The sequence below is a fragment of the Streptomyces sp. NPDC001270 genome, from assembly GCF_042896695.1.
Taxonomy (GTDB): domain Bacteria; phylum Actinomycetota; class Actinomycetes; order Streptomycetales; family Streptomycetaceae; genus Streptomyces.
In genome coordinates, this window is record NZ_JBIAXM010000046.1 from 19,350 (window position 1) to 43,239 (window position 23,890).

Below are 23,890 nucleotides of genomic sequence, written 5' to 3' on the forward strand. Positions count from 1 at the left end.
CACTGTGGCTGACTCCGTGAACACCCCCGAAACCCCCGGCGCCCACCCGACCGCACCCGGTGAGCTGCCGCACCCGCATGCCCCGGGCCTCTCCGTCCGGCGCTCCCGGGCCAAGGGCGAGCCGCGGTTCCCGGACGGCCCCCGCGCCGATCCCGCCGGATCGCACTTCGAGCGGCGGATCCGCAGCTTCCAGCCCCGCCGCAGCCGGGTCACCGCGGGGCAGGCGGACGCGCTCCAGCGGCTGTGGCCCAAGTGGGGGCTGGACATCGACGGCCGGCGGATCGTCGACCTGGAGGAGCTGTTCGGGAACGAACGGCCCGTCGTGCTGGAGATCGGCTTCGGGATGGGCGAGGCCACCGTGCGGATGGCCGCCGAGGACCCGGGGACCAACATCCTCGCCGTCGACGTGCACACCCCGGGGCAGGGCAACCTGCTCAACCTCGCCGACCGGAACGGTCTGTCCAACATCCGGGTGGCGAACGGGGACGCCATCATCCTGCTCCGCGAGATGCTGCGCCCCGGGTCGCTCGCCGGGCTGCGCGTCTACTTCCCCGATCCCTGGCCCAAGAAGCGGCACCACAAGCGCCGGCTGATCCAGCCGGAGTTCCTCACCCTGGCCGCCTCCCGGCTCGGACCGGGCGCGCTCGTGCACTGCGCGACGGACTGGGAGCCGTACGCCGAGCAGATGCTCGACGTGCTGACCGCGCACCCGGACTTCGAGAACACGCAGCCGGACGGCGGTTTCGCGCCCCGGCCCGGGTTCCGGCCGCTGACCCGTTTCGAGAGCCAGGGACTGGACAAGGGTCATGTGGTGAACGATCTGCTGTTCCGCCGCGTACCCCACCAGGGGCAACGCTGAGAACAGCGATGACAGCGGTTCCCCCACCGGATGCATCAGCAGGTGATCGTTAGGGTCGATGCCGTGGCCACCTTCTCCCCGTATCCGACACACCCCACCGGCGCCCCCGGCCCGGAGTTCCGGCCGGTGCGCTGGTGGCAGCGCGGGTGGGTGCGGTACGGGGCGCTGATCGCCCTGCTCGCGATCTCCGGGCTGGTCATCCTGGCGCTGGTGCGCGAGCAGACCGGCACGGAGGGGTTCCTGGTCGGTATCGGGCTGGCCGTGCTGCCCGTACCGCTGCTGCTGGCCGTCTTCCGGTGGCTCGACCGGGTCGAGCCCGGGCCCTGGCGGAACCTGCTGTTCGCGTTCGCGTGGGGGGCGTGCGCGGCAGCGCTGATAGCCATCGTCGCCAACAGCTTCGCCACGAAGTGGATAGCCACCGCGACCGCGGACCCGAGCAACGCGAACACCCTCGGCGCGACCGTCATAGCGCCCGTCGTCGAGGAGTCCGCCAAGGCCGCGGCCGTCCTCCTGGTCTTCCTCTTCCGGCGGCGGAACTTCACCGGGATCATCGACGGGATGGTGATAGCCGGGGTCGCCGCCACCGGTTTCGCGTTCACCGAGAACATCCTCTACCTCGGTACGGCCTTCGGCACCGACCAGCTCACCGGCGACCGCGGCATCACCTCCGTCACCGCCGCCACCTTCTTCGTGCGCGTCGTCATGTCGCCGTTCGCGCACCCCCTCTTCACCGTCCTCACCGGCATCGGCTTCGGCATCGCCGCGCGCGCCGCGGACCGCCGGCAGGTGCGGCGGGTCCTGCTGCCGCTGTGCGGGCTGCTGCTGGCGATGGGCATGCACGCGTTGTGGAACGGCTCCTCCGCCTTCGGCCGGTACGGGTTCTTCGTGGTCTACGCGGTGTTCATGGTGCCCGTGTTCGGCCTGCTGACCTGGCTGGCGGTCTGGACCCGGCAGCGGGAGCTGCGGACCGTGCGGGAGGAGCTGCCGGCGTATGTGTGCGCGGGCTGGCTGGGGCCCGCCGAGCCGTTCGCGCTGGGTTCGATGGGCGCCCGGCGGCTGGCCCGGGACTACGCGGGCCACCACCTCGGCAAGCAGGCGGCGCGGACCGTGGCCCAGTACGAGGTGTACGCGACGTCCCTGGCGTCCCTGCGGCAGCGCGGGCAGCGGGGCCGGGCCGGGGCCGACTTCGTCGTGCGGGAGCGGGAGCTGCTGGCGGAGCTGTGGCAGCGACGGCAGGTGGCCCGGCCGGCCCTGGAGTACGCGGCCCGGTCGACCGCCCCGCACCAGTGGCCGGGGCAGTGGCCCGGCCACTGGCCGGGCGCCTGGCCGGGTTCCGGCCCTTCGACGCCGTACGGCTACTCAGGGCCGCCCGGCGGCCGTCCCACGGTGCCGTACCCGGCGTACAACCCTTACCGGTCCTAGCGGTGGACACCGTGGTGAGCCGCGGGCGGCCTGAGCCGCGGGCGCCGGCGGTCGGGAAGGTCAGGCCGAGGCCCGGGTGAGGTGGTCCACCTCTTCCGTCGTGAGGGTCAGGTCCGCCACGGCGAGCAGCGCCGGGAGCTGGTCCAGGTTCCGGGCCGAGGCGATCGGCGCGGCCACCGTCGGCTGGGCCGCGAGCCAGGCCAGGGCCACAGTGGGGACGCCGGCGCCGTGGGCCGCGGCGACCTCGTCCAGGGCCGCGAGGACCCGCTGACCGCGCTCGGTCTCCGCGAGCTGGGCCGCGTTCCCGCCGCGCCCGCTGTCCGCCGTCGCACCGGGGCGGTACTTGCCCGTGAGGAAGCCGGCGGCCAGGCCGAAGTACGGCAGGACACCGAGACCGGCGCGGGCGGCGACGTCCCGCAGCGGACCCTCGTAGGTGTCGCGCGAGACCAGGTTGTAGTGCGGCTGGAGCGCCACGTACCGGGCCAGGCCCTCGCGGTCGGAGAAGTCCAGGGACTCCTGGAGCCGCTCCGCGCTGATGTTGGACGCGGCGATGTGCCGCACCTTGCCGGCCCGCACCAGTTCGTCGAGCGCGCCGATGATCTCCTCGACCGGCACTTCGGGCTTGTCGAAGTGCGTGTAGTAGAGGTCGATGTAATCGGTCTTCAGACGGCGCAGCGAGGCGTCCGCCGCGGCCTTGATGTTGGCCGCGGACAGGCCCTGGAATTCGGGGTGCTGGCTGACCTTGGAGGCGATCAGCACGTCCGCACGGTTGCCGCGTGCCGTGAGCCAGTTGCCGATGACCGTCTCGGACTCGCCGCCCTTGTTCCCCTCGATCCACGAGGTGTACGAGTCGGCGGTGTCGATGAGGTTGCCGCCGGCGGCGGTGTAGGCGTCCAGGACGGCGAAGGACGTCGGCTCGTCGGCGGTCCAGCCGAAGACGTTGCCGCCGAGGACGAGCGGGAAGACCTCCAGGCCGGAGGCGCCGAGTTTGTGTAGGGAAGTCATGGCCGGTTCAACGCACTCGTCGGAAGCCACGATTCCGTCGGGGGACGCAAAGACCCCGTAAACACCTGACCGGCAGCCCTGGCGTCGGGGGGATGCCGTCAGGACCGCCGGGGATCAGGGGTGGGTCAGGGGGTGAGGCCCTTGCCGCGCAGCCAGGCCATCGGGTCGATGCCGCTGGACTGGCCGCCCGGGTGGACCTCCAGGTGGAGGTGCGGGCCGGTGACGTTGCCGGTGGCGCCCACGCGGCCGATGACGTCCCCGGTGGTGACCTTCTGTCCGACGCTCACGTTGATCGACGACTGGTGGCAGAACCAGAGTTCGGTGCCGTCGTCGAGGGTGAGGATCGTGCGGTAGCCGTAGGAGCCGGCCCAGCCCGCCTCGGTGATCGTGCCGCTGTGGATGGCCTTGATCAGCGTGCCCGTGGGGGCGGCGAAGTCGAGACCGGTGTGATAGCCGGAGGACCACATGGAGCCCGGCTGCCCGAAGGTGCCGGTGATCGTGTACGAGGGGGTCGGCAGCGTGAACTGTTTGGCCAGCGCGGCCAGGCGCTCCTCCTCGGCCTTCTTCCTGGCGGCGGCCTCCGCCTTCTCCTTGGCGGCGGCGGCCTTGGCCGCGGCCTCCTTCTCCGCCTTGGCGGCCGCGTCGGCGGCCTGCTTGTCGGCGGCGGACACGGCGGCGGCGACGGCCTTGGTCTGGGCCTGGTCCTGCTGCTGCTCGGCCTGGGCCATGATGCGGTTGCGCAGCACCTCACCGGCGTCGGTGGTGCCGTCGGCGCTGTCGGCCTCGGTCACGCCGACGCTGCTCAGGGCGGTCGTGGAGCCCTTGGAGGGCTGCGCGGAGGAGTCGTCGCCCAGCAGGGAGCCGACGGAGGGCAGGTCGGGCATGGAGATGGACACCGGGGGCTTGCCGGTGTTGGCGCTGGCCATGCCGCCCGCGCCGACGGCGGCGATGACGCCGACGCCGAGGACCGTGGAGCTGCGGGCGAGTCCGCCGCGCTGCTTGGCCACGCGGTGCCGGCCGCGTATCGGGCGGACGGAGTCCTCGGTGGGGTTCCATTCCCCCCAGGTGCCCTGGCCCTCGTCGGCGCCGTAGCCGCCGTAGGCAAAGGTCTCGGTGCCGTACTGACTCGGCGCGTACGGGGCTTCGGGGGCAGGCCGATTGGACGCCACTCGGGCGTACTCCTTTCCTTCCTCCGCCTACCGGGTTAGCTGACGGGTTCGGAGCAGGAAGGTCTCCTACGCGCGTAACCAGCCGTGTCTCCACGGTGGTGTCCGCGTGATTCACCCCAAGGTGGTGGTTCCCCGGTTCCCTTACGGGATTCGGCGCGTGCGCACGGAGCCGCCTCTGGTGACGGCTGGGACGACCGCGCTGCGTTATCGAACGTTAATAGACTCGGCGGCCAGATTCCAAGCCGTTCGGCTTGATCCTTAACGCGATCGGGCGCGGACTTAGCGGTCATGACCGGCGAAAAACGGGCGACTTGACCTCGCCCGCAGAGAAAGTCTGAAGACCCGGCGGACTTGACGGTGTTTCAGTTGTTATGCGGAGGGAGGTCGTCCGATCACCCGCCGTGACAATGGTCAAGGGGCGATGTGCGGCGCCGGAAAACACTCAGGGCCGGAATCCTTGGAACTGGATTCCGGCCCTGAGCCTTCAGTAGCGGGGACAGGATTTGAACCTGCGACCTCTGGGTTATGAGCCCAGCGAGCTACCGAGCTGCTCCACCCCGCGTCGGTGATGACAACTATACGCCATGCGCAGGACAGCGAACGCACGCACGCCGGAGCGGCTCCCGTTCAGCCGAGCGGATGGCCCCCCTCGCCTCCCGCCCGGCCGAGCAGAAGGCCGACCGGCTCCCGCTCAGCCGAGCAGGTGGCGGTTCGGCTCCTTGGCCGCCGCCTCGTACTCGGGCAGTACGACGACGTCGGCGCCCGCGGCCGTCAGCAGCCCGCTCCCGTCGGCCCCCGCCACGAACGTGTCGGGCTCCCGCCAGGCGGTGACCACCCGCCGTACCCCCGCGTCCAGGATCAGCCGCGCGCAGGGCGCGGGGCGCGAGGCCCGCCGGGCGCACGGCTCCAGGCTGCTGTAGACGGTGGCCGAGGCCAGCCGCGGATCCGCCGGGTCGGTCTTGGCGAGCGCGGCCTCCTCCGCGTGGACCACGGGGTCGTCCGCCTCCCGGGAGAACCCGCGGGCCAGCTCCGTACCGTCCGCGGCCACCACCACCGCGCCCACGCTGAACGCGGTCCGCGAGGGCGGGCACAGCGCCGCCAGTTCGCAGGCGATCCGCATCCAGTGCCGGTCCGCGGCGGCGGCCGTCCGGCCGGTTCCGGGCGCGGTCGGCTCGTACCGCAGCAGGACGACGTCGTCGATCCGCCGGGTCTCCAGCAGCCTGAGGCGTCCGCGCTGGTACTCCCCCGGCCCGAACAGCCGGGGCGCCCCGGGGTCCCCGACCAGCAGCGGGGCGACGACGAGCTGGAGTTCGTCGGCGAGGCCCTGCCGGAGCAGCTGGGTGTGCACGGTCCCGCCGCCCTCGACCATCAGCCGCCGCACCCCGCGTTCCGCGTGCAGGTGCCCGAGGAGCGCCCGCCAGTCGAGGCCGGGGCCCAGCGGGACGATGTCGGCCGCGAGTCCGGCGCGCCGGGCCCGCTCGGCGCCCCCGTCCGTCGTGTAGAGGACCTTCTCGCCGCCGGTGTGCCAGAACCTGGCGTCCGGGTCGAGGTCGCCCGAACCGCTGACGGCGACCTTCAGCGGGTACTCAGGACGGCCGGCCGCGAGCCGGGCGGCCCGCCGTTCGGCCGCGTTGACCAGGAGCCGGGGGTTGTCGGCGCGGATCGTGCCCGCGCCGATCAGGATCGCGTCGACGGACGCCCGCACCGCGTCGACCCGGTCGAAGTCGGCCGGGGAGGAGAGCAGGAGCCGCTCGGGGCCGGTGTCGTCCAGACAGCCGTCGAGGGAGACGGCGGCGGACAGCAGGACGTACGGGAAGGGCATCTGCGTGCTCCAGTGGGAGACGTGCGGGTGGGGCGGTCGGTCGGTCCGGGCGGTCGGTCCGGGCGGCGGGACACGGGATCGGGGTCCGGGGATCGAGGTCCGGGGATCGGGGTCCGGGGATCGGGGTCCGGGGATCGGGGTCCGGGGATCGGGGATCGGGGGTTGCTCGGACGGGCTTGCCGCAAGCGGCGGGATGTTTCAGGACGGGCCTGCTGCCACAGGGGCTTGCTTCACGACGGGCTTGCTTCAAGGTTTGAGCAAAATTACACGGGCCACCTGACGACCCGCGGATCACCGCCTCGGTCACCGCCGCCGGCCCGGCAGCAGCCGCGCGGGCAGCAGCGCCAGGGCGAGCAGGCCCGCCGCGACGGCGTACGCGGTCCGGAAACCCGCCGGGTCCGGGCCGACGGCGCCCAGCACCACCGTGAGCAGCGCCGTCCCCACGGAGGCGCACACCTGCGAGTTGATGTTCAGCGCCGTGCTCGCCGCGGCCACCCGGTCGTTCGGCAGGTCGCGGGTGGCCGCGGTCGTCGTGGGCATCAGCACCATGCCGGTGCCTACGCCCATCACCGCCGCCGCGGTCACGACCCGCCAGGGCGGCACGCCGTCCTCGCCGACCTGAAGGGCGGTCAGTGCCATGCCGAGCGCGCCCACCGCCGTCCCGGCGGCGACCAGGCGCCGGGGCGGGACCCGGTCGACGAGCCGGGACGCCACCTGCATCGCCGTACCGACGGCGAGCCCGACGGGGATGCCCAAAAGCCCGGTGCCCGTCGCGCTGACGCCCCGCTGCTGCTGCCAGTAGAGCGGCCCGAGCAGGGCAGAGCCGAAGTAGCCGCAGGTGAACAGGGCGAGGGTGGCGATCCCGGCGGCGAACGTGCGGTCGCGCAGCAGCCGCAGGTCCAGCAGGGGTGCGCGGACGGTCAGCGCCCGGCGTACGAAGGCGGCGGCCAGCACCACGCCCGCCAGGGCGGGCACCAGCGCTCCCGGCGCGGCGAAGTCACCCCGCTCGCCGCCCCGCGCGAGCCCGAACAGCAGCAGGGCCAGGCCCGGGGAGAGCATCAGCAGGCCGGGGACGTCCAGGGCGGGCGCCGCCGCCCGGCGCGGTACGTCGGCCGGCAGCAGCCTGGCGGCGAGCACCAGGGCGAGCACCCCGACGGGCAGATTGACCAGGAAGATCCAGTGCCAGGACGCGACGTCGACGAGCCAGCCGCCGAGCACCGGCCCGGCCACCGGGCCGACCAGGACGGGCAGCCCGAGCAGCGCCATCGACCGGCCGAGCCGCGCGCGGTCCGCGACGCGCATGACCATCGCCATCCCGACCGGCATCAGCAGCCCGCCGCCCAGCCCCTGCACCGCGCGGAAGGCGATCAGGCCGGCCGCGTCCCAGGCACAGGCGGCGAGCAGCGAGCCGAGCGTGAACAGGACGAGCGCGGTCAGATAGGTGCGCCGGGCGCCGACGCGGCCCATCGCCCACGCGGCGACCGGGATGACGGCGGCCAGCGCCAGGGTGTACGCGGTCGCCGTCCACTGGATCGTCGCCAGCGGCGCGCCGAACGACTCCGAGAGGCTGCGCAGCGCGACGTTGACGATCGTCATGTCGAGCACCGACATCATGGAGCCGGTGATGACGACGGCGAGGATGCGGCGGAGCGCGGTGCCGTCCGGCGCGGCGTCGGCCGGGGCGGCGCGGGAGGACACCCGGCCGGCCTCGGACGCTGCCATGCCGACCCGCCCTCAGCCCGCGTAGGGCCGGTCGGTGCGGGCGGTCCGCAGCGCCCGTCCCCACCAGGAGAGCTGACCGAGCATGCCTTTCGCGGCGCCCGTGCACACGGCCGCGTCGCGCGGTGTGCCGTCCTCGCCGAGTCCCGACCAGGGGCCGTGCAGGCTGACCGAGTCGCGCATCGTCACCGCGTGCAACTCGGCGAAGACCAGGCGCAGTTGCTCGACCGCGCGCAGACCGCCGCCGATGCCGCCGTACGAGACGAAGCCGACCGGCTTGGCCTGCCACTGCACGTGGTGCCAGTCGATGAAGTTCTTCAGCGCGGCCGGGAAGCTGTGGTTGTACTCGGGGGTGACGACGACGAAGGCGTCGGCGTCGGCCATGCGCGGTGAGACGTCCGCCAGCGCGGCGACCGCCTCGTCGCTCGGCGTGCCGCCCCAGTCGGGCATGACCAGCGGCAGGACGAGGCCGGCGAGGTCGATGACGTCGAGGTCGAAACCGGCGTCGGCGGCGACGGCACCGGTGAACCAGTCGGCGACGGCCCGGCCCTGGCGCCCCGTGCGGACGCTGCCGACGACGACGGCGAGGCGGAGCGGTGACGCGTCGGGGGCGGGTCGACGGACGGTCGCGGGCGCGACGGCTGACGTGGGTACGGGCATGGGTGTCCCCCTCTGGGTGACCGACCGGTGGCCCGGCGCGGGCCGCCCTCCGGTAAAGTACAACGGGCGTTGTAAAACTACAACGCTCGTTGTACTTCGGTGGACACACCCCGGCGGTCGTGCGCCACCAGCGGTACGCCCCATCCACCCCCGAGGAGGCGGCGCGTGGGCAGCAGCAACGAGGCCCGGCTGGAACAGGCGCGGCGCGAGGTCCCGCCGCGCAGGCTGGCGAAGCAGATCGCCCTCGCGAGCGCGTCCTGCCCGGTCTTCGGCCGTGAGGGCTACACCCGCGCCTCCGTGGACGCGCTGGCGGCGGCGGCCGGCGTCTCCACGCGGACGCTCTACAACCACTTCCCCGGCGGCAAGGCGGACCTGTTCCGCACGGTCGTCACCTGGACCTCGACCGAGGTGCGGGACGCCCAGCTCGACCGCCTCCACGCCGTGCTGGACCCGCGGCGCCCGCCCCGTCCCGAGGACCTGGAACACGACCTGGTCGCCCTGGCCCGCGCCTTCATCGACCTCATGACCGAGTTCCCCGACCACTTCGCCCTCGTCCGCCACATCCACGCCGAGGCCGACCACGTACCCGCCGACGTCCTGGCGGCCTGGCAGGACGCGGGCCCGGTGCCGGTCGGCCGCGCCCTGGCCGACGCCATGGCGGCCCTCGCCGAGGCGGGCCTGATCGACGTGCACGGGGACGCGGCCCTGGCCGGGGCCCACTTCACGGCCCTGATCTCCCACTCGATCACCCAGCTCTCCCACTACGGCGTACGGCCGCTGCCCCGGACGGACACGGACCTGCTGATCAGGGGCGGGGTGGGGGCGTTCCTGAGGGCGTACGCCGCGCGCTGACGGACCGGAAGGGACGAGGGGCCTCGAGACGAGAAACCGGGGGACGGCGGACCCGGCGCTCGGGGCGGCGGCCGTTCGCGGGAACGGGCGAGCGGCGCCGCTCGCCGGTTCAGACAGCCGCCTGCCGGTGAGTGACGCCGCTCGTCGTCCTCCCGTGGAGCGCCGCGCGTGCCTGTGGAGCGCCCCCCCACACGTCTGCGGAGCGCCACGCACGTGTACGGAGCACCCCATGTGCTTACGGAATGCGTCAGTCCGCGCCGCGCGCGTGGTATACCTCCGTCGCGACCGCCGCCATCAGTTCGGGGTCCAGTACGGAGGCGTCGGCGAGCCGGGCCGGGGCGGTCAGGGAGTTCAGCAGCGCCTTGGTGACCCGCAGGGCCGGGGCGGGGCGCCGTATCACGGGCTTGGCCCATGCCGTGACGGCGGCGTCGAGTCCGTCCGCGGGCACGACTCTCTGGAGGATCGACATGCTCAGCGCCTCGTGGGCGCCGAACGTCCGTCCGGAGAGGATGAGTTCGCGGACCCGGGCGGCTCCGGCCTCGTTGATGAGGCGGGGCAGCAGCCCGCCCCACGCGGTCGGCAGCCCGAGGGCGAGTTCGGGCAGCCGGAAGGTCGCGGTGTCGGATCCGGCCCTCAGGTCACAGGCGAGGGCGAGGGCGACCCCCGCGCCGACGGCCTTGCCGTGCACACGGGCGATCGTGACGGCCGGGTTGGCCGCCAGGGCGTCGCACACGCGCCGCGCCTTGGCGCCCGAGGTGCGGATGCCGCGGCCCGCCGGGTCGCCGGCCAGGTGCTGCGCGTACTCGGTCCGGTCGCCGCCCAGGCAGAAGTCGTCACCGGCAGCCGCGAGCACCACGACCTTCACGGCTTCGTCCTGGTCACCGAGCACGGTCAGGAGATCGTCCAGCATGGCGTCGCTGACAACGTTGCCCTGCTCGGGTACGTGCAACTCGATGGTCTGAAGCGGTCCCTGCCGGTACGTGCGCAGGGTCTTGAGCGTCCGATCCGCGGGGAGATCGGCGGGGAGGTCGGCGGGAAGATCCGCAGAGGGATCCGAGGAGAGGTCTGGGGAGAGGTCTGGGGAGAGGTCCGTGGAGGGGGCCGTCATAGCGTCACTTTCAGGGAAGTCGCGCGCCGGAAGACCATACGGGGGGCGTAGGCAGGGGATGCGGACGGCCGCAGCGTAGGAAATCGATTCAGCGTCTGGGTCAGCAACTGGCGTGCTTCGAGGCGCGCGAGGCCCGCTCCGAGGCAGTAGTGCGCGCCGCCGCCGAAGGTGAGGTGGCTGCCGCCCCGGTGGATGTCGAAGACGTGCGGGTGCTCGTTGCGGCGCGGGTCGTGGTTGGCCGCTCCGTACAGGACGTGGACCACGGTGTCCTTGGCGATGGGCACCCCGGCCAGGACGGTGTCGTCGCCTGCCACCCGCGAGTTGAGGTGGATGGGCGGGTCGTACCGCAGCGTCTCGTCGATCGCGTCGTCGAGGTGGCCGGGATTGTGGCGCAGCCATTCAGCGCGCGCGGGATCCTGGGTCAGGAACGCCACGGCGTTGGTCAGCAGCGTCGCGGTGGTCTCCAGGGAGGCGATGGTGACGAACATCGTCAGGTCGTAGAGCGCCTGGTCCGCCCTCGCCCGGTCGTCGGGGTACCGGTCGTCCCAGAAGCGGATCAGGCCGGTGAGCGCGTCGTCGCCGGGCCGTTCGCGCCGCTGCCGGATGAGGTCGGTGAAGAAGGCCCGCATATCAAGGGTGGCCTGGGCCGAGACCGCCAACTCACTCTTGGTGGGCAGTAGTTCCTGGGCGAACACCTGCCGGTGGGTGAAGTCCAGGACGTGCGCGAAGTGCTCCGGTTCGATGCCGAGCCACTGGCCGACGGTGTGCACGGGAAGCTGCTCGCTGACGGTCGTCACGAAGTCGGCCTCGCCATCGGCACGCAGCCGCCGGTCGAGGTCGTCCAGGAGCCGGGTGACGTGGACGGCGATCTGAGCACCGAGGCCGTCCAGGGCGCGACGGTCGAACGGGTTGTTCAGGGACCGGCGATGGATCGTGTGGGCGGGGGCGTTGAGGCGGGAGAGGGTGCGGGTCATCTCTCGGGTGGCGGGTGCCTGCCAGCGCTCGGGGTTCGGCTGACGCTCCTGCCAGGCGAAATCGGGTGCGAGCCAGGTCCTGCCGCGCAGAACCTGGTCGCACGCATCGAATCCGGTGACGAAATAGGCGCCGCCCCACGGGGCGGCGACGACGTCACCCATCGCTCGCAGTTCCTGCCAGAGGGGCAGGGGGTTGGCTTGTCCCTCTGGAGAACGGAGGCGGCGGAGAAGGGAGATGACGGCTCGGCGGTCGGTGGTGGTGCCGCGTATGTCACCTACGGCGGTCACGCAAAGCTCCTTAGGGCTGGCTGGGCGTTACCGGTACCGCCGGAACCTACCCTTCCCCTCTCTGCCGTCATGCACCCCAGTGTGTTGCTCCGGTCACATGCCGCTCATTACGCACGGAAGATGTCCAGGAAGCTGCTCCAGAACCCCTTCTTCCTCCCCTCCTGTCGCTGGGACGATGCCTGAGCGGCCTGAAGGGCCGGGTCCGCCCCGGCCGTCTGGGGCCGGTTCTGAATCGCGGCCGCGATGCGGTTGGCCGGCGTGGGACTGAAGGCCACCGGCAGCGTCACCAGCGCACGGTGGAACGGCCCCGGGCGCCACTGGAGTTCCTCCTCGGGCACCGCCAGGGTGATGTCGGGCAGCGCGTTGAGGAGCTGCTCGATCGCGGTGATCGCGATGACCTGCGCCGGGTCCTTGGCCGGGCAGGCGTGCGGACCGGCTCCCCACGCCAGGTGGGCGCCCCTGCTGTGGGCGCGGCGGGCCTCGGCGAGCGCCGGGTCGCTGTTGGCACCCGCGAAGGAGATGACCACCGGAGTGTTGGCCTGGGCCACGACTCCGTCCAGATCGACGTCCTGGACCGGGAAGTGGGTGGCGTAGTTGGCGATGGGCGTCAGGTTCCACAGCACGTGATCGATGGCTTCCTCGATCATCATGCCGCTCTGCCGGCCGCCCGATCCGGACAGCAGCAGGAGCAGGACGTTGCCGATCAGGTTGCGCTCCGGCTCGACGCCGGCCCCCATCAGCATGACCAGCTGGTCCTTCAGCTCCTCGTCGGTCAGACCGGCCGGGTGCTGGATGAGCCACGAGGTCACGTCGTCGCCCGGCTGCCGCCGCTTCAGGGCGATCAGCTCCATCAGGCAGGCGTTGAGCTGCTCGTTCGCGCGCAGCGCGTCCTTGCCGTCGAAGATCGCCGACATCGCGGCGGTGAGGGTGTCACCGATGTCCGCGGGGCAGCCGAAGATCTTGTTGAACAGCAGCAGCGGCAGCAGCTTCGCGTAGTCGTTGAGGAGGTCGGCGCGGCCTCGCTCGCTGAACTGGTCGATGAGGTAGTCGGCGATCGGCTGGACGTCCCGGCGGATCCGGGTGATGTTGAGCTTGGCGAGGCTGTCGGTGACGGCCTTGCGCAGCCGAAGGTGGACGGCACCGTCGGTGAACAGGCAGTTGGGCCGGTACGCCATCATCGGCAGCACGGGGCTGTCCAGGCCGATGAGCCCTTCGTTCAGGGCTTTCCAGCGGCGGGCGTCACGGGCGAAGAGGGACGAGTTCTGGAGCACGCGCAGCGCCATCTCGTGGCCGACGACCAGGGTTGCGTCGACTCCCGGGGCGAGTTCCACGGGTCCGGCCGGACCGTGGGCGCGCAACTGGTCGTAGACCCGCTGCGGGTCCGCGGCGAACGTGGCGTCGTGCATGGGGCATCTGGCGCCGGTGGCAGCGGGCGCTGTCTGACGGTCCATGTAGATCCTTAGTGCGTGGGGGGGGAGCGGGGTGTCGTCGAGCCGCGGATCAGGCTGCGCGCTCTAGCAGGTGACGTACCAGTCCGATCAGCGCACGGGCCGACGAGACGCGGTCCCGGGCGTCGCAGTAGATGACGGGGGTGTCCGGCAGCAGGTCCAGCGCCTCGCGGACCTCCGCCTCCTGGTACACCTTCTCCGGGTGGAAGCCGTTGACGGCGATGGCGTACTCCAGGCCGTACCCCTCGATCAGATCGATGACGGGGAAGGACTCCTCCAGCCGGGCCGGGTCGACCAGCAGCAGCGCGCCGAGCGCGCCGCGGGCCATGTCCTCCCACAGCTGCATGAAGCGCTGCTGACCCGGCGTACCGAACAGGTACAGCACCAGTTCGTCGCTCAGCGTCAGACGGCCGAAGTCCAGGGCGACGGTCGTCGTGCTCTTGTCCGTCACCCCTTTCAGGTCGTCCACGTGCAGCGACGCCTTCGTCATCTTCTCCTCGGTGCGCAGCGGAGTGATCTCCGACAGCGAGCCGATCAGGGTCGTCTTGCCCACCGCGAAATGGCCGACGACCAGGATCTTGGCGGCGTTGGTGACCCCGCTGGAGACGTAGATGGATGATCCGGCGGCCGTCTCAGCCGATGAGGGATTGGAGCCCATGGAGAACCTTCTCTAGGGTCGCTCTGTCAACGTTCTCGGCCCGGGGCGGCTCCGCGCGGCGGAGCAGGTACCCCTGTTCCAGTAAATCGGTGAGCAGCAACCGGGTCACGCCCACCGGCAGACCCAGGTGACCGGCCACCTCCGCGACCGCCAGATAGCCACCCGAGCACAGGTCCCAGATCGCCCGGACCTCGGGGCTGGCCCCCAGCGGAAGGGTTCGCTCGGGGGCCAGGATGACCAGGGTGTGCAGCGCCAGTTCATCGGACGACGGCAGGGACCGGCCGCCGGTGATGACATAGGAGCGGACGAAGTCGCTGGTGACAGACGTTTCCTCGTTGGGTGTCGTCATGCGCCCACACCATGGTCCGAACGGGGTGCCACGCTCATCGCCTTGCTCAGCGCGGTCACCGTCTTCTGCATCCGGAAGGACATCGCCTCCATGTCCACGTCGAGGGCGGCCGAGACGGCGAGGTAGGAGCCCTGTCCTGCCGCGATGAGGAAGATCCAGCCGTCGTCGTACTCCAGCAGCGTCTGCTTCCAGAAGCCGTGTCCGCCGCCGGAGAACCCCGCGACCGCGCGGCTCAGTGACTGCATGGAACTCATCGCCGCCGCGTTGGTCTCGGCGTCGTCCCGGGAGATGTCGGCCGAGCGGTGCAGCAGCAGACCGTCGCCCGAGACGAGGATCCCGTGGCGGGCTCCACGGACCTCCAGGACGTCGTTCAGCACCCACGACAGGTCGGTGTTCACTGCTGAGGTCCTTCCGTGGTGTTCAGGGTCCGCCCGCTCCGGGTTCCGCGCGCGAACGCTCCGAGACGTGATGCGGTCACCTCACTGGTCGGCTCGGGGACCGACTCGGAGGACGCAGGGTCGGGCGTGGGTACCACCGCGATGGGGCCCTGGCGCCGGCGGCGCTTCGGGAGACCTCCCGTGGTCGTGCCCACGACGTGCGAGGGGCCGACCGGGACCGGGGCCAGTCGCTGCCGGGCGGGCTGGTCCTCCTCGACGTCCTCGGCTTCCGGGGCCGGCGCGGGGACGTCCACCGCAAGGAGACTTTCCGGGACACGGATCACGGCACGCACTCCTCCATAGGGGGAAACCGAACCGACGGAGACCGAGAAGCCGTAGCGCGCGGCGAGCATGCCGCACACCGCGAAGCCGAAGCGCGGCGGATCACCAAGGCCGGTGATGTCGACCGTGCTCTCGGCGGACAGCAGGCGCGCCGCCCGGTCCTTGGTCTCCTGGTCCATGCCCAGACCGGCGTCGTCCACGATGAAGCAGACGCCGGTGGGTACGGCCTGGATGTTGACCTCGACCGGAGTGCCCGGCGCGCTGTACGTGGTCGCGTTGTCCAGCAGTTCGGCCAGCACGACCGCCACCGGTTCGACCGCCTTGCTGGCGACGGACACGCTGACCTGCGAGTGGACGCTGACCCGGTTGAAGTCCTTGATCCGGCCCTGCGCGCTGCGGGCGACGTCGTACACGGTGGCGAGGCCGTCACGCCGGCCCAGCCAACCGCCGCACAGCACCGCGATGCCCTTCGCACGGCGGCCGAACTGGCTTCCGGTGTGGTCGACGGCCATCAGGTCGGCGAGGACTTCCGACTCGTTGCCGTACTTCTTCAGCAGCCGGTCGAGCATCAGCTGCTGTTCCTCGGCGAGGGACTGGAGCGTTCCCATGGCCGACTTCAGCACGGCCTTGGTCCCCGACTCCGCGTCCGCGCGTACGTCGGACAGGTCGCGGTGGTGCTGATCGTTCAGGGTGGTGATGTGACCCTGGAGTTGCGCGACCTGCCCCTGGGCGAGGCTCAGGCCGCTCTCCAAGTCACCTTGTTTTCTTCGGAGTACGAGATTGGTTCTGCGCGCCCGCGGTAGGGCGAACGCCGCGGCGGCGAGCACCACGATCAGGATCCACAGAAGCGGATCCTGGAGAATTGACTTCATGAGACTCTCTTCAACTCGCATCGCGCCGGATGCGCGGTTGGTCCGCTGTGTCTGCGGATGGCCCGGTCCGCAGAAGCTCTGCGGACCTACAGGCGGACCAAGCCTTACTCCTTAGCGATGGGGCCTTAGAGACTGTCCCCCGTACGCGTACATGACGCGCCGTCAGCCTACGAAAAGTGCGATGATCGTATCAGGGGCGATGGGCCGACGGCCAAGGCTTCACCGGTCCTGAACATGACCCGGCCCTCACGTCCGGATCGTCCGCCGGGGTCGTCCGCAAAGGACCGTAAAGGACGGTAGGAGCACCGGCGCGCGGCGCGGGATCGCTCACGCGCGGCCCCGGAACAAGCCGGCGCCCGAGCCGGCCGAAGCCGACCCGGACGCCGTGCGGCAGGTCGGAGGCCATGTCCCCCGCCTGCCCAGCCGTAGGCCCTGTGGGACTCGAACCCACAACCAATGGATTAAAAGTCCACTGCTCTGCCAATTGAGCTAAGGGCCCAGGCGATGTTGCCTCCCCGAGCATAGCCGTACGTGGCCGTATCGCCGATCGGGTATCGGGACACGGCCGCGTCGGCGGGACGGATCGGGACGGTACGGGCCGGAACGAGCCGGTACGAGCCGGAATCGGGGTGCGGGGCGGGCGGGCCGGGGGGTGCGGGACGCCATCGGTTGTTACGGCATCACCGGCTGTTACGGCACCCCGGCTGTCACGGCTCCATCGGCTGTTACAGCTCCGCCGGCCCTACGGCTCCACCGGCTTTACGGATCCGCCGGTTCCGGAGCTGCCGGGCGGGGCTGGTCCTGGGGCTCGTCCCGGGGCTCGTCCGGGGTGTGGTCACGGGGCGGCTCGTCCCGGGGCTCCTCCGGTGTGTGGTCACGGCCCCGGGTCCGTGCGTGGTCGGGGGCGAGGAACCAGTGCCGGGCCGAGGCCAGCCACCAGGCCGCGGCGAAACCCAGCACGACCAGCACCGCGACCGGTGCGTAGTTGAAGGTCTCCCAGGTGACCGGGGAGACCTGGGGCAGCATGAAGAGGACCGTGATCACGCCGACCCAGGCCACCGCGACGATTCCGATCGGCTGCGACCAGCGCCCCAGGTGCCACGGCCCGCGCTCGAACGCCGCGCCCTTGCGGACCCGCAGCAGCGTCGGGACGACGTAGGCGATGTAGAGGCCGATCACGGCGATCGAGGTCACGGCCGCGTACGCGGTCCCGTTGATCAGGTAGGGCAGCCCGAGCACCAGCGCGCCCGCCGCCGCCAGCCAGACCGCCGCCACCGGGGTGCGGGTGCGCGGGCTCACCGTGTGCCAGACGCGCGAGAAGGGCAGTGCCCCGTCGCGCGAGAAGGCGTAGATCATGCGGCTGTTGGCGGTCACCGAGGCCATCCCGCAGAACAGCTGCGCGCCGATCACCACGAGCAGCAGCAGCTTGCCCGCGGTCGCCCCGAGCGCGTCCAGCAGGATCTGCGCGGGCGGCGCCCCCGTGGGCGACGCCAGCTCCTGGCCGTACGACTGGATCGCGAAGGTGAAACCGAGCAGGAGGACGAGACCGGCCAGCCAGGACGTCCAGATGGAGCGGACGATGCCTCGGGGGCCCGCCGTCGCGGCGTCGTGCGTCTCCTCCGTCATATGGGCGGAGGCGTCGTAGCCGGTGAAGGTGTACTGCGCCATCAGCAGGCCGATCAGCACCACGTACACACCGCTGCCCCAGCCCGTGTTGTTCACGAACTCGGTGAACACGAAGGACGCCGACTGGTGCCGGTCCGGTACGAAGGCCAGCGCGCCGACGATCAGACCGACGCCGAGCACGTGCCACCACACGCTCACGCCGTTGAGGAAGGCGACGATACGGACGCCGAAGGTGTTCAGCAGGCCGTGCAGCAGCAGGATCGCCGCGAACAGCAGGATGGTGCGGCCCGGGGTGACCTCGAAGCCGAACTGGAGGTTCAGGTAGGCGCCGAGGAAGGACGCCGCGCCGAAGTCGATGCCCGCGGTCACCGCGACCTGGCCGAGCACGTTGAACCAGCCCGTGAACCAGGCCCAGGCGGCGGCCGACCGTGGCGGCGCCAGGCGGTGCGCCCAGAAGTACAGGCCCGCCGACGTCGGGTACGCCGAGCAGATCTCCGCCATCGACAGGCCCACGAACAGGGTCATCAGGCCGACCGCCACCCATCCCCAGGTGATCACCGCCGGGCCGCCGGTGTTCATCCCGAAGAGGTAGAGCGTCAGACAGCCGGACAGGACCGAGATGATCGTGAAGGACACGGCGTAGTTGGAGAACGCCGACATCCGGCGGGCGAGGACCTGGGTGTAGCCGAGTTGGGCCAGCCGTTCCTCGTCCGACGGCCCGCTCTCCCTCGTGTCATCTGTCATGCCCCCAGCGATTCCCTCCCCGGCGGCGTGACATGCGCCACATGGTGGCCGGGAACCGGCGCAGACGACGACTTGGGACGGGGCGGGCGAAAAGACGAAGGGCCCGCACGAGCGCATCGTGCGGGCCCTTCGTTCGTAGGCGTCCGTCGGCGTCCGTCGGCTTCCGTCGGCGTCCACCGGCCTCCGTCGGCGGCGGACGGCTACGTCAGCCGTCGGCTGCTGTCAGCTGTCAGCCGTTGCGCTTCCAGCGCGGCTTGTCGTCGCGGCGACCGACCGAGCCGGTGCCGCGGTGGTCGTCGCGGCGGGCGTACGGGCGGTCGTGGCCGCCGGTCCGGAAGCCGGGCCGGTCACCCTGGCGGTCCCGGTTGAACGGACGGTCACTGCCACGGTGTCCGCCCCGGTCGTCCCGGCGGAAGCCACCACGGTCGTCCCGACGCTCGAAGGAACGCCCACCGCGGTCACGATCCCGGTCACGGTCCCGGTCGAACGGACGGCGGTCGTCACGACGGTCGTCGCGGCGGTCGTCACGACGGTCGTCACGACGGAAACCGGCACGGTCGTCCCGACGCTCGAAGGACCGGCCGCCCCGGTCGTCCCGGCGGAAGCCACCACGGTCGTCCCGACGCTCGAGGGAACGCCCACCGCGGTCACGATCCCGGTCACGGTCCCGGTCGAACGGACGGCGGTCGTCACGACGGTCGTCGCGGCGGTCGTCGCGGCGGTCGTCACGACGGAAACCGGCACGGTCGTCCCGACGCTCGAAGCCACGGTCCCGGTCACGATCGCGGTCCCGATCCCGGTCACGGTTGAAACCGCCGCGCTCGCCGCGCTCGCCGCGCTCGCGACGCTCGTACGAGCCCGCGCCCGCCGTGCGCTCGGCACGCTCGGGCCGGTCGACGTCCTGCGCCGTCGGCTGCTCCGGCACCGACACCTCGGCCACCGCCTCCGCGGCGGACGCCTCCGCCGCCTCGGCGAGCGCCGCCGCCGGGTCCTCGCCCCGCTCACGGGCGGCCCTGGCGACCAGCCGGTCGGCCTCGTCGCGCAGCTCGCCGGCCCGCCGCTGGGCGCGCTCCAGCTGCTTGGTGAGCTGGGCGACCTCGCGCTCCGCCTGCTGGGCGGCGTTGCCCGCGGACTCGGCCTGGACCTCGGTCATGGAGCGGGCGCCGGTGATCTCGGCGACCTCCGGGTCGAAGACGGCGCTGCCCTGGATGATGTGGCGCGCGGCGTCCACGCCCGCGTCCTCCATCAGCCGGAAGATCTGCCGCCGCTGGTGCGGCAGCGAGAGGGAGACGACCGTGCCGGTGCGGCCCGCGCGGGCGGTGCGGCCGGCCCGGTGCAGGTAGTCCTTGTGATCGCCCGCCGGGTCGACGTTCAGGACCAGGTCGATGCCGTCGACGTGAATACCGCGGGCGGCGACGTCCGTGGCGACCAGGACGTTGACGTACCCGTCCTTGAAGTCGGCCAGCGTCCGGGTGCGGGCGCCCTGGGTCATGCCGCCGTGCAGCGCGTCGGACTTCACGCCCGCGTCGCGCAGCTGCTCGGCGACGCGGTCGGCGCCCATCTGCGTACGGACGAAGATGATGGTGCGGCCCTTGCGGGCGGCGATGGCCGCGGTGACCGGCGCCTTGTCCTTGGGCTTCACGATCAGGATGTGGTGGGACATCGTCGTGACCGCGCCCTGGGCGGCGTCCACCTCGTGCGAGACGGGCGAGGAGAGGTAGCGGTCGACGAGGGTCTGGATCTCGTTCTCCATGGTCGCGGAGAACAGCATGCGCTGGCCGCCCGCCGGGACCTGGTCGAGCAGCTCGGTGACCTCGGGCAGGAAGCCCAGGTCTGACATCTGGTCGGCCTCGTCGAGCACGGCGATCTGGACGTCGTCCAGGGAGCAGGCGCCGCGGTCGATGATGTCGCGCAGGCGGCCCGGGGTGGCCACCAGGATGTCGACGCCCTTCTCCAGGGCGTAGATCTGGTTGCCCATGGACGTACCGCCGCAGACGACCTTCATCTTCAGGCCGAGGACGTCGCCGTACGGCTGGAGCGCGTCGGCGACCTGCATGGCCAGCTCACGGGTCGGGGTGAGGATGACGGCCCGGGGGCGCTTCTTCTCGGTGCGGCCGCCCGCGAGCCTGGCCAGGGTGGGCAGACCGAAGGAGAGGGTCTTGCCGGAGCCGGTACGGCCGCGGCCGAGGATGTCGTGGCCGGCCAGGGCGTCCGGGATGGTCGCGGCCTGGATCGGGAACGGGACACTCACACCGTTCTGCGCGAGCTTGCGCACGATGCCCTCGGGCAGACCGAGGTCGGCGAAGCTGATCTGAGGGGTGTCACCGGACTCGCCCGACTCATCGGACTCGCCGGCGTCGGCAGTCCCGACGGCCTCGGCGGGCTCTGCGTGCGCGGTGTTCTCTGCGTGCTCTACGTGCTCTACGTGCTCTGCGTGCTCGGGCGCTGCGACGTTCTCGGACCCGTCCACGTGATCGTTCTCGGACGGCACGACGTGGTCAGTACTGGACACGGACATGCGAATGCGAAACCTTCCGGAGTCTCGTCGGCACGCACCCGTCAACTCCGTGATGCGCAATACGACCGCCTCAATGCGGTCAGCCACGGCAAAGGAGAGAACGCGCCACACGGCGCGCTCTGCGTTGGCGCCGGGCAAATGGGATCAAACGATCTACCACCATACGCACCCTCCACCCCCCAAGGCAAACCGAGCCCGAACCCCCGGACGGGCCGCAGGTCCGGGCTAGTGCCTCGGCAGGCAACGTTTGCCCGTCAAGGAGCGGCGTTCGGTGCGTGCTCTGGGGGTCCCCCCTGCTCGAAGAGCTTGGGGGAGCGTGCCTGGGGGTACCTCCCGGCCGAAGGCTGGGGGAGCGTCGCGACGGGGCGAACGTTGCCTGCCGGGGCACTAGGCCGGCCGACCCGCTGCCGGCGCCGGCTCGCGCTGCACCAACTGCGGGGAGGGATCTTCGTGCGCCGACGAGGACGGCTCCGCGGTCGGCGGCGGAGTCGGCGACGTGGGTGGTTCGACGGTCGGCGGCGGAGTCGGCTCCTCGGTGCGCGGATCGGGCGGCTGCTCCTCGGTCGGCACCGGATCCCCCGGCTTCGGCGTGTGCCGCGGCCCGGTCGGCGTGGCGGGCGCGCTGCGCCGCCCCGACGGCGTTTCCGGCGCGGACGCCGACTCCCCGGGCTTCGCCCCGTCGCGGTCCTCGCGCCGGTCGCCGTCGGCCGCCGGGCCGCCGTACCCGGCACCGGCGCCGGGCACCGCCGCACCCCCGTCGGGTGCCTTGCCGCCCTGCTGTCCGGTGGACCGCGACGGCCCGGGGCGGGCGGTGTCCGCGCCGACGTTCACGCAGCCGGCGGCCGCGGAGACGGCCAGTACCGTGGCGGCGAAACGGACTGGTACGTACAAGGGGCGCACGGAAGCCACCTCCGAGGGCGGGCAGGCGAAGAAGTCGCCCTGCCCAACTCCCGCCGCCCGCAAGAAGACACGCGGGCGCCGCTCACCCGTAGCCGAGTGCGTGCAGACGCGCGTCGTCGATCCCGAAATGATGGGCGATTTCGTGCACCACGGTCACCTCGGTCTCCGCCACGACCTCCTCCCGCGTCTCACACATCCGCACCGTCGGCCCCCGGTAGACCGTGATCCGGTCCGGCAGCACCCCCGCGTACCACTCACCGCGCTCGGTCAGCGGCGTCCCCTCGTACAGGCCGAGCAGTTCGGGGTCGTGGGCGGGCGGCTCGTCCTCGACGAACACCGCGACGTTGTCCATCAGCCGCGTCAGCTCGGGCGGAATCCGGTCGAGCGCCTCGGCGACCAGTTCCTCGAACTCCTCGCGCGTCATCTCCAGCACAGGGCCATTGTCGGGCACGGGACCGCCGTACGAGTGTCACGGACCGCCGCATATCCGCTTCCGTGCTTGGGCATACGGGACCAATGGTCCGCGTCCGCTTCCCCGTACCGAAGCGCCTCGTCTCCGTGTACGAGCGCTTCCGCGTACCCGAGCGCGCCCCCCTGCCGCCCGCCCTCGAACTCGCCGCCCGGCCGCGCCCCTGGGCCCGCGCCCTCGGCCTGACGGCGGTCGTCCTGGCCGGCGCCTGGCTGGGCCTGCTGATCGTCGGCAACGTACGGACGTCCGTCGGGCCCATGAACACGACGATGACCCTGCGCCCCTCGCTCACCGGCGGCACGAAGATCAATGTGTCCCCGCTCGGCGCACTGACCCTCGACAGCCATGTCGCGCCCTTCCGCCTGGACGTGAACGTCGACCAACTGGACCCGGTGCGTTCCCAGGCCCTGGTCGACCACCCCGAGCGGCTCTCCGGCCTCCAGGACGAGGTCACCCGGGATGTCGAACACGGCACCCTCGACCTCGCCGTGCGCTCCTGCATCGCCGTCGTCGCCGGTGCCACCGCGCTCGGCCTGGCCGTCTACCGCCGCCCGGGGCGCGCCCTCACCGCCGGCGGCCTGGCGCTGGCCCTCCTCGCCGCCTCCGGCGCGACCGCGTTCGCCACCTGGAACCCCAAGTCGGTCCTGGAACCGAAGTTCTCGGGCCTGCTCTCCTCCGCGCCCTCCGTGGTCGGCAACGCCCGCAGCATCGTCACCGAATTCGACGTCTACCAGAAGGAATTGGCCCGCCTGGTGACGAACGTGACCAAGCTCTACGACGTCACCTCCACGCTCCCGGCCTACCAGCCGGACCCCTCCACCATCCGGGTCCTGCACGTCTCCGACATCCATCTCAACCCGGCGAGCTGGAAGATCATCGCCTCGCTGGTGAAGCAGTACAAGGTGAACGTGATCGTGGACTCCGGCGACACCATGGACCACGGCACCACCGCGGAGAACGGCTTCCTGGACCCGATCGCCAACCTGGACGTGCCCTACGTCTGGGTCCGCGGCAACCACGACTCCCACGCGACCCAGCGCTATCTGGAGCGCATGAAGAACGTGCAGGTCCTGGACGACGGCCGGGCACGGACCGTGGCCGGCCTGCGCTTCGCGGGCATCGGCGACCCGCAGTTCACCCCCGACCGCTCGGTCGCACCCGGCGGCGACCAGGCAGAACAGCTGGCCGGAGACCAGTTGGCCTCCGCGCTGCGCGACCAGCGGGCCGCCGGGACACCGGTGGACGTCGCCCTCGCGCACGAGCCCTCGGCGGCCCGGGAGACGGACGGCGAAGTGCCGATCGTCCTGGCCGGCCACCTCCACCACGAGCAGACGGAGGTCATGCGGTACGGCACCCGGCTGCGCGTCGAGGGATCGACCGGCGGCAGCGGCCTGCGCGCCGTGGAGGGCACGTACCCGGACCCGATCGAAGCCTCGATCCTCTACTTCGACCGGGACACCCGGCGCCTCCAGGCATGGGACGAGATCGAACTGGGCGGGCTCGGGCTGACCACCGCCGAGGTCAGCCGCCATCTGCCGGAGGAGAACCTGCCGGGCGCGAGCCCGGCCACCCCGTCTCCCGGCACCCCCACGCCACCCACGGCCCCCTCCCGGACCCCCGCTCCCTCCGCCCCGTAAACCGTTTTGGCGATACCCCCCGCCATCCCATATGCTTCTCACGTCCCCGACGCGCTGAGAAGCGCCCAGGCG

The 23,890-nt window shown here is 71.7% G+C and carries 19 protein-coding genes, 2 tRNA genes, 1 pseudogene and 1 riboswitch; of the genes and pseudogenes, 4 read left to right on the forward strand and 18 right to left on the reverse strand.

Annotated elements, in window-relative coordinates; genetic code table 11:
• Positions 1-4 precede the first annotated feature (4 nt).
• The gene (gene trmB / locus ACFY2B_RS41095; RefSeq protein WP_390768177.1) at positions 5-859 is read left to right on the forward strand and encodes a tRNA (guanosine(46)-N7)-methyltransferase TrmB; all 855 of its coding nucleotides are present in this window, start codon (positions 5-7) and stop codon (positions 857-859) included.
• 63 nt (positions 860-922) lie between these two features.
• Entirely contained in the window at positions 923-2,281 is a 1,359-nt protein-coding gene (locus ACFY2B_RS41100; RefSeq protein ID WP_390768178.1) for a PrsW family intramembrane metalloprotease, read from the forward strand.
• Between the two features lie 60 nt (positions 2,282-2,341).
• Here ACFY2B_RS41100 and ACFY2B_RS41105 read toward each other — a convergent pair whose 3' ends face one another.
• From ACFY2B_RS41105 to ACFY2B_RS41130, 6 genes are all read right to left on the reverse strand, one after another.
• Positions 2,342-3,286 carry an aldo/keto reductase gene (locus ACFY2B_RS41105; protein WP_390768179.1) on the reverse strand — a complete coding sequence of 315 codons (945 nt, stop codon included), beginning with the start codon at positions 3,284-3,286 and terminating at the stop codon, positions 2,342-2,344.
• Positions 3,287-3,411: 125 nt separating this feature from the next.
• Positions 3,412-4,455 carry a M23 family metallopeptidase gene (locus ACFY2B_RS41110; RefSeq protein WP_390768180.1) on the reverse strand — a complete coding sequence of 348 codons (1,044 nt, stop codon included), beginning with the start codon at positions 4,453-4,455 and terminating at the stop codon, positions 3,412-3,414.
• Positions 4,456-4,462: 7 nt separating this feature from the next.
• Positions 4,463-4,621, reverse strand: a riboswitch (cyclic di-AMP (ydaO/yuaA leader).
• Positions 4,622-4,943: 322 nt separating this feature from the next.
• Positions 4,944-5,017, reverse strand: a tRNA-Met gene (locus ACFY2B_RS41115).
• Positions 5,018-5,146: 129 nt separating this feature from the next.
• Positions 5,147-6,277 (reverse strand): dihydrofolate reductase family protein, encoded by a 1,131-nt coding sequence (locus ACFY2B_RS41120; RefSeq protein ID WP_390768181.1) that lies wholly within the window; start codon positions 6,275-6,277, stop codon positions 5,147-5,149.
• A gap of 303 nt (positions 6,278-6,580) precedes the next feature.
• Positions 6,581-7,999 carry a DHA2 family efflux MFS transporter permease subunit gene (locus tag ACFY2B_RS41125; RefSeq protein WP_390768182.1) on the reverse strand — a complete coding sequence of 473 codons (1,419 nt, stop codon included), beginning with the start codon at positions 7,997-7,999 and terminating at the stop codon, positions 6,581-6,583.
• A gap of 12 nt (positions 8,000-8,011) precedes the next feature.
• A complete protein-coding gene (locus ACFY2B_RS41130) occupies positions 8,012-8,656 on the reverse strand; it encodes an NADPH-dependent FMN reductase (protein ID WP_390768183.1) in 645 nt (214 codons plus the stop codon).
• 165 nt (positions 8,657-8,821) lie between these two features.
• Here ACFY2B_RS41130 and ACFY2B_RS41135 point away from each other — a divergent pair, with 165 nt between their 5' ends.
• Positions 8,822-9,508, forward strand: a complete 687-nt coding sequence (locus ACFY2B_RS41135) for a TetR/AcrR family transcriptional regulator (protein WP_390768184.1) — start codon at positions 8,822-8,824, stop codon at positions 9,506-9,508.
• 247 nt (positions 9,509-9,755) lie between these two features.
• Here the strand turns inward: ACFY2B_RS41135 and ACFY2B_RS41140 are convergent, their stop codons facing one another.
• The 12 genes and pseudogenes from ACFY2B_RS41140 to ACFY2B_RS41195 form a co-directional block, all read right to left on the reverse strand.
• Positions 9,756-10,616, reverse strand: a complete 861-nt coding sequence (locus ACFY2B_RS41140; RefSeq protein ID WP_390768185.1) for an enoyl-CoA hydratase/isomerase family protein — start codon at positions 10,614-10,616, stop codon at positions 9,756-9,758.
• On the reverse strand, positions 10,613-11,878 hold the full coding sequence (locus ACFY2B_RS41145; protein ID WP_390768186.1) for a cytochrome P450: 1,266 nt from the start codon (positions 11,876-11,878) through the stop codon (positions 10,613-10,615). The genes ACFY2B_RS41140 and ACFY2B_RS41145 overlap by 4 nt, the downstream gene beginning before the upstream one ends.
• 107 nt (positions 11,879-11,985) lie before the next feature.
• Entirely contained in the window at positions 11,986-13,284 is a 1,299-nt protein-coding gene (locus tag ACFY2B_RS41150) for a cytochrome P450 (RefSeq protein ID WP_390768210.1), read from the reverse strand.
• 94 nt (positions 13,285-13,378) lie between these two features.
• Positions 13,379-13,984 carry an ATP/GTP-binding protein gene (locus ACFY2B_RS41155; RefSeq protein ID WP_390768187.1) on the reverse strand — a complete coding sequence of 202 codons (606 nt, stop codon included), beginning with the start codon at positions 13,982-13,984 and terminating at the stop codon, positions 13,379-13,381.
• Complete coding sequence (locus tag ACFY2B_RS41160) at positions 13,959-14,333, reverse strand: DUF742 domain-containing protein (protein ID WP_376527944.1); 375 nt, start codon at positions 14,331-14,333, stop codon at positions 13,959-13,961. Before ACFY2B_RS41160 ends, ACFY2B_RS41155 begins: the two co-directional genes overlap by 26 nt.
• Positions 14,330-14,731, reverse strand: a complete 402-nt coding sequence (locus ACFY2B_RS41165) for a roadblock/LC7 domain-containing protein (protein ID WP_390768188.1) — start codon at positions 14,729-14,731, stop codon at positions 14,330-14,332. The genes ACFY2B_RS41160 and ACFY2B_RS41165 overlap by 4 nt, the downstream gene beginning before the upstream one ends.
• Complete coding sequence (locus ACFY2B_RS41170; protein ID WP_390768189.1) at positions 14,728-15,924, reverse strand: ATP-binding protein; 1,197 nt, start codon at positions 15,922-15,924, stop codon at positions 14,728-14,730. Before ACFY2B_RS41170 ends, ACFY2B_RS41165 begins: the two co-directional genes overlap by 4 nt.
• Positions 15,925-16,350: 426 nt before the next feature.
• Positions 16,351-16,423 (reverse strand) — tRNA-Lys (locus tag ACFY2B_RS41175).
• A gap of 374 nt (positions 16,424-16,797) precedes the next feature.
• Positions 16,798-18,294 (reverse strand): annotated as a pseudogene (locus ACFY2B_RS41180) (amino acid permease); the annotation flags it as partial.
• 229 nt (positions 18,295-18,523) lie between these two features.
• Positions 18,524-20,812, reverse strand: coding sequence for a DEAD/DEAH box helicase (locus tag ACFY2B_RS41185; RefSeq protein WP_390768190.1), 2,289 nt, complete (start codon positions 20,810-20,812; stop codon positions 18,524-18,526).
• A 387-nt stretch (positions 20,813-21,199) separates the two neighbouring features.
• On the reverse strand, positions 21,200-21,712 hold the full coding sequence (locus ACFY2B_RS41190; RefSeq protein ID WP_390768191.1) for a hypothetical protein: 513 nt from the start codon (positions 21,710-21,712) through the stop codon (positions 21,200-21,202).
• An 82-nt stretch (positions 21,713-21,794) separates the two neighbouring features.
• Positions 21,795-22,145, reverse strand: coding sequence for a metallopeptidase family protein (locus tag ACFY2B_RS41195; RefSeq protein WP_390768192.1), 351 nt, complete (start codon positions 22,143-22,145; stop codon positions 21,795-21,797).
• Positions 22,146-22,228: 83 nt separating this feature from the next.
• Between ACFY2B_RS41195 and ACFY2B_RS41200 the strand changes: the two genes are divergently transcribed.
• Entirely contained in the window at positions 22,229-23,818 is a 1,590-nt protein-coding gene (locus ACFY2B_RS41200; RefSeq protein ID WP_390768193.1) for a metallophosphoesterase, read from the forward strand.
• The last annotated feature ends 72 nt before the right edge of the window (positions 23,819-23,890 follow it).

Excerpts from the sequence above, each read along its gene's own strand:
- ACFY2B_RS41140 (WP_390768185.1), bottom strand. The coding sequence starts at position 10,616 with ATGACGGCCCCCTCCACGGACCTCTCCCCAGACCTCTCCCCAGACCTC.
- ACFY2B_RS41185 (WP_390768190.1), bottom strand. The coding sequence starts at position 20,812 with ATGTCCGTGTCCAGTACTGACCACGTCGTGCCGTCCGAGAACGATCAC.
- ACFY2B_RS41200 (WP_390768193.1), top strand. The coding sequence starts at position 22,229 with ATGGTCCGCGTCCGCTTCCCCGTACCGAAGCGCCTCGTCTCCGTGTAC.
- ACFY2B_RS41160 (WP_376527944.1), bottom strand. The coding sequence starts at position 14,333 with ATGACGACACCCAACGAGGAAACGTCTGTCACCAGCGACTTCGTCCGC.
- ACFY2B_RS41130 (WP_390768183.1), bottom strand. The coding sequence starts at position 8,656 with ATGCCCGTACCCACGTCAGCCGTCGCGCCCGCGACCGTCCGTCGACCC.
- ACFY2B_RS41125 (WP_390768182.1), bottom strand. The coding sequence starts at position 7,999 with ATGGCAGCGTCCGAGGCCGGCCGGGTGTCCTCCCGCGCCGCCCCGGCC.
- ACFY2B_RS41120 (WP_390768181.1), bottom strand. The coding sequence starts at position 6,277 with ATGCCCTTCCCGTACGTCCTGCTGTCCGCCGCCGTCTCCCTCGACGGC.
- ACFY2B_RS41155 (WP_390768187.1), bottom strand. The coding sequence starts at position 13,984 with ATGGGCTCCAATCCCTCATCGGCTGAGACGGCCGCCGGATCATCCATC.
- ACFY2B_RS41170 (WP_390768189.1), bottom strand. The coding sequence starts at position 15,924 with ATGAAGTCAATTCTCCAGGATCCGCTTCTGTGGATCCTGATCGTGGTG.
- ACFY2B_RS41150 (WP_390768210.1), bottom strand. The coding sequence starts at position 13,284 with ATGCACGACGCCACGTTCGCCGCGGACCCGCAGCGGGTCTACGACCAG.
- ACFY2B_RS41105 (WP_390768179.1), bottom strand. The coding sequence starts at position 3,286 with ATGACTTCCCTACACAAACTCGGCGCCTCCGGCCTGGAGGTCTTCCCG.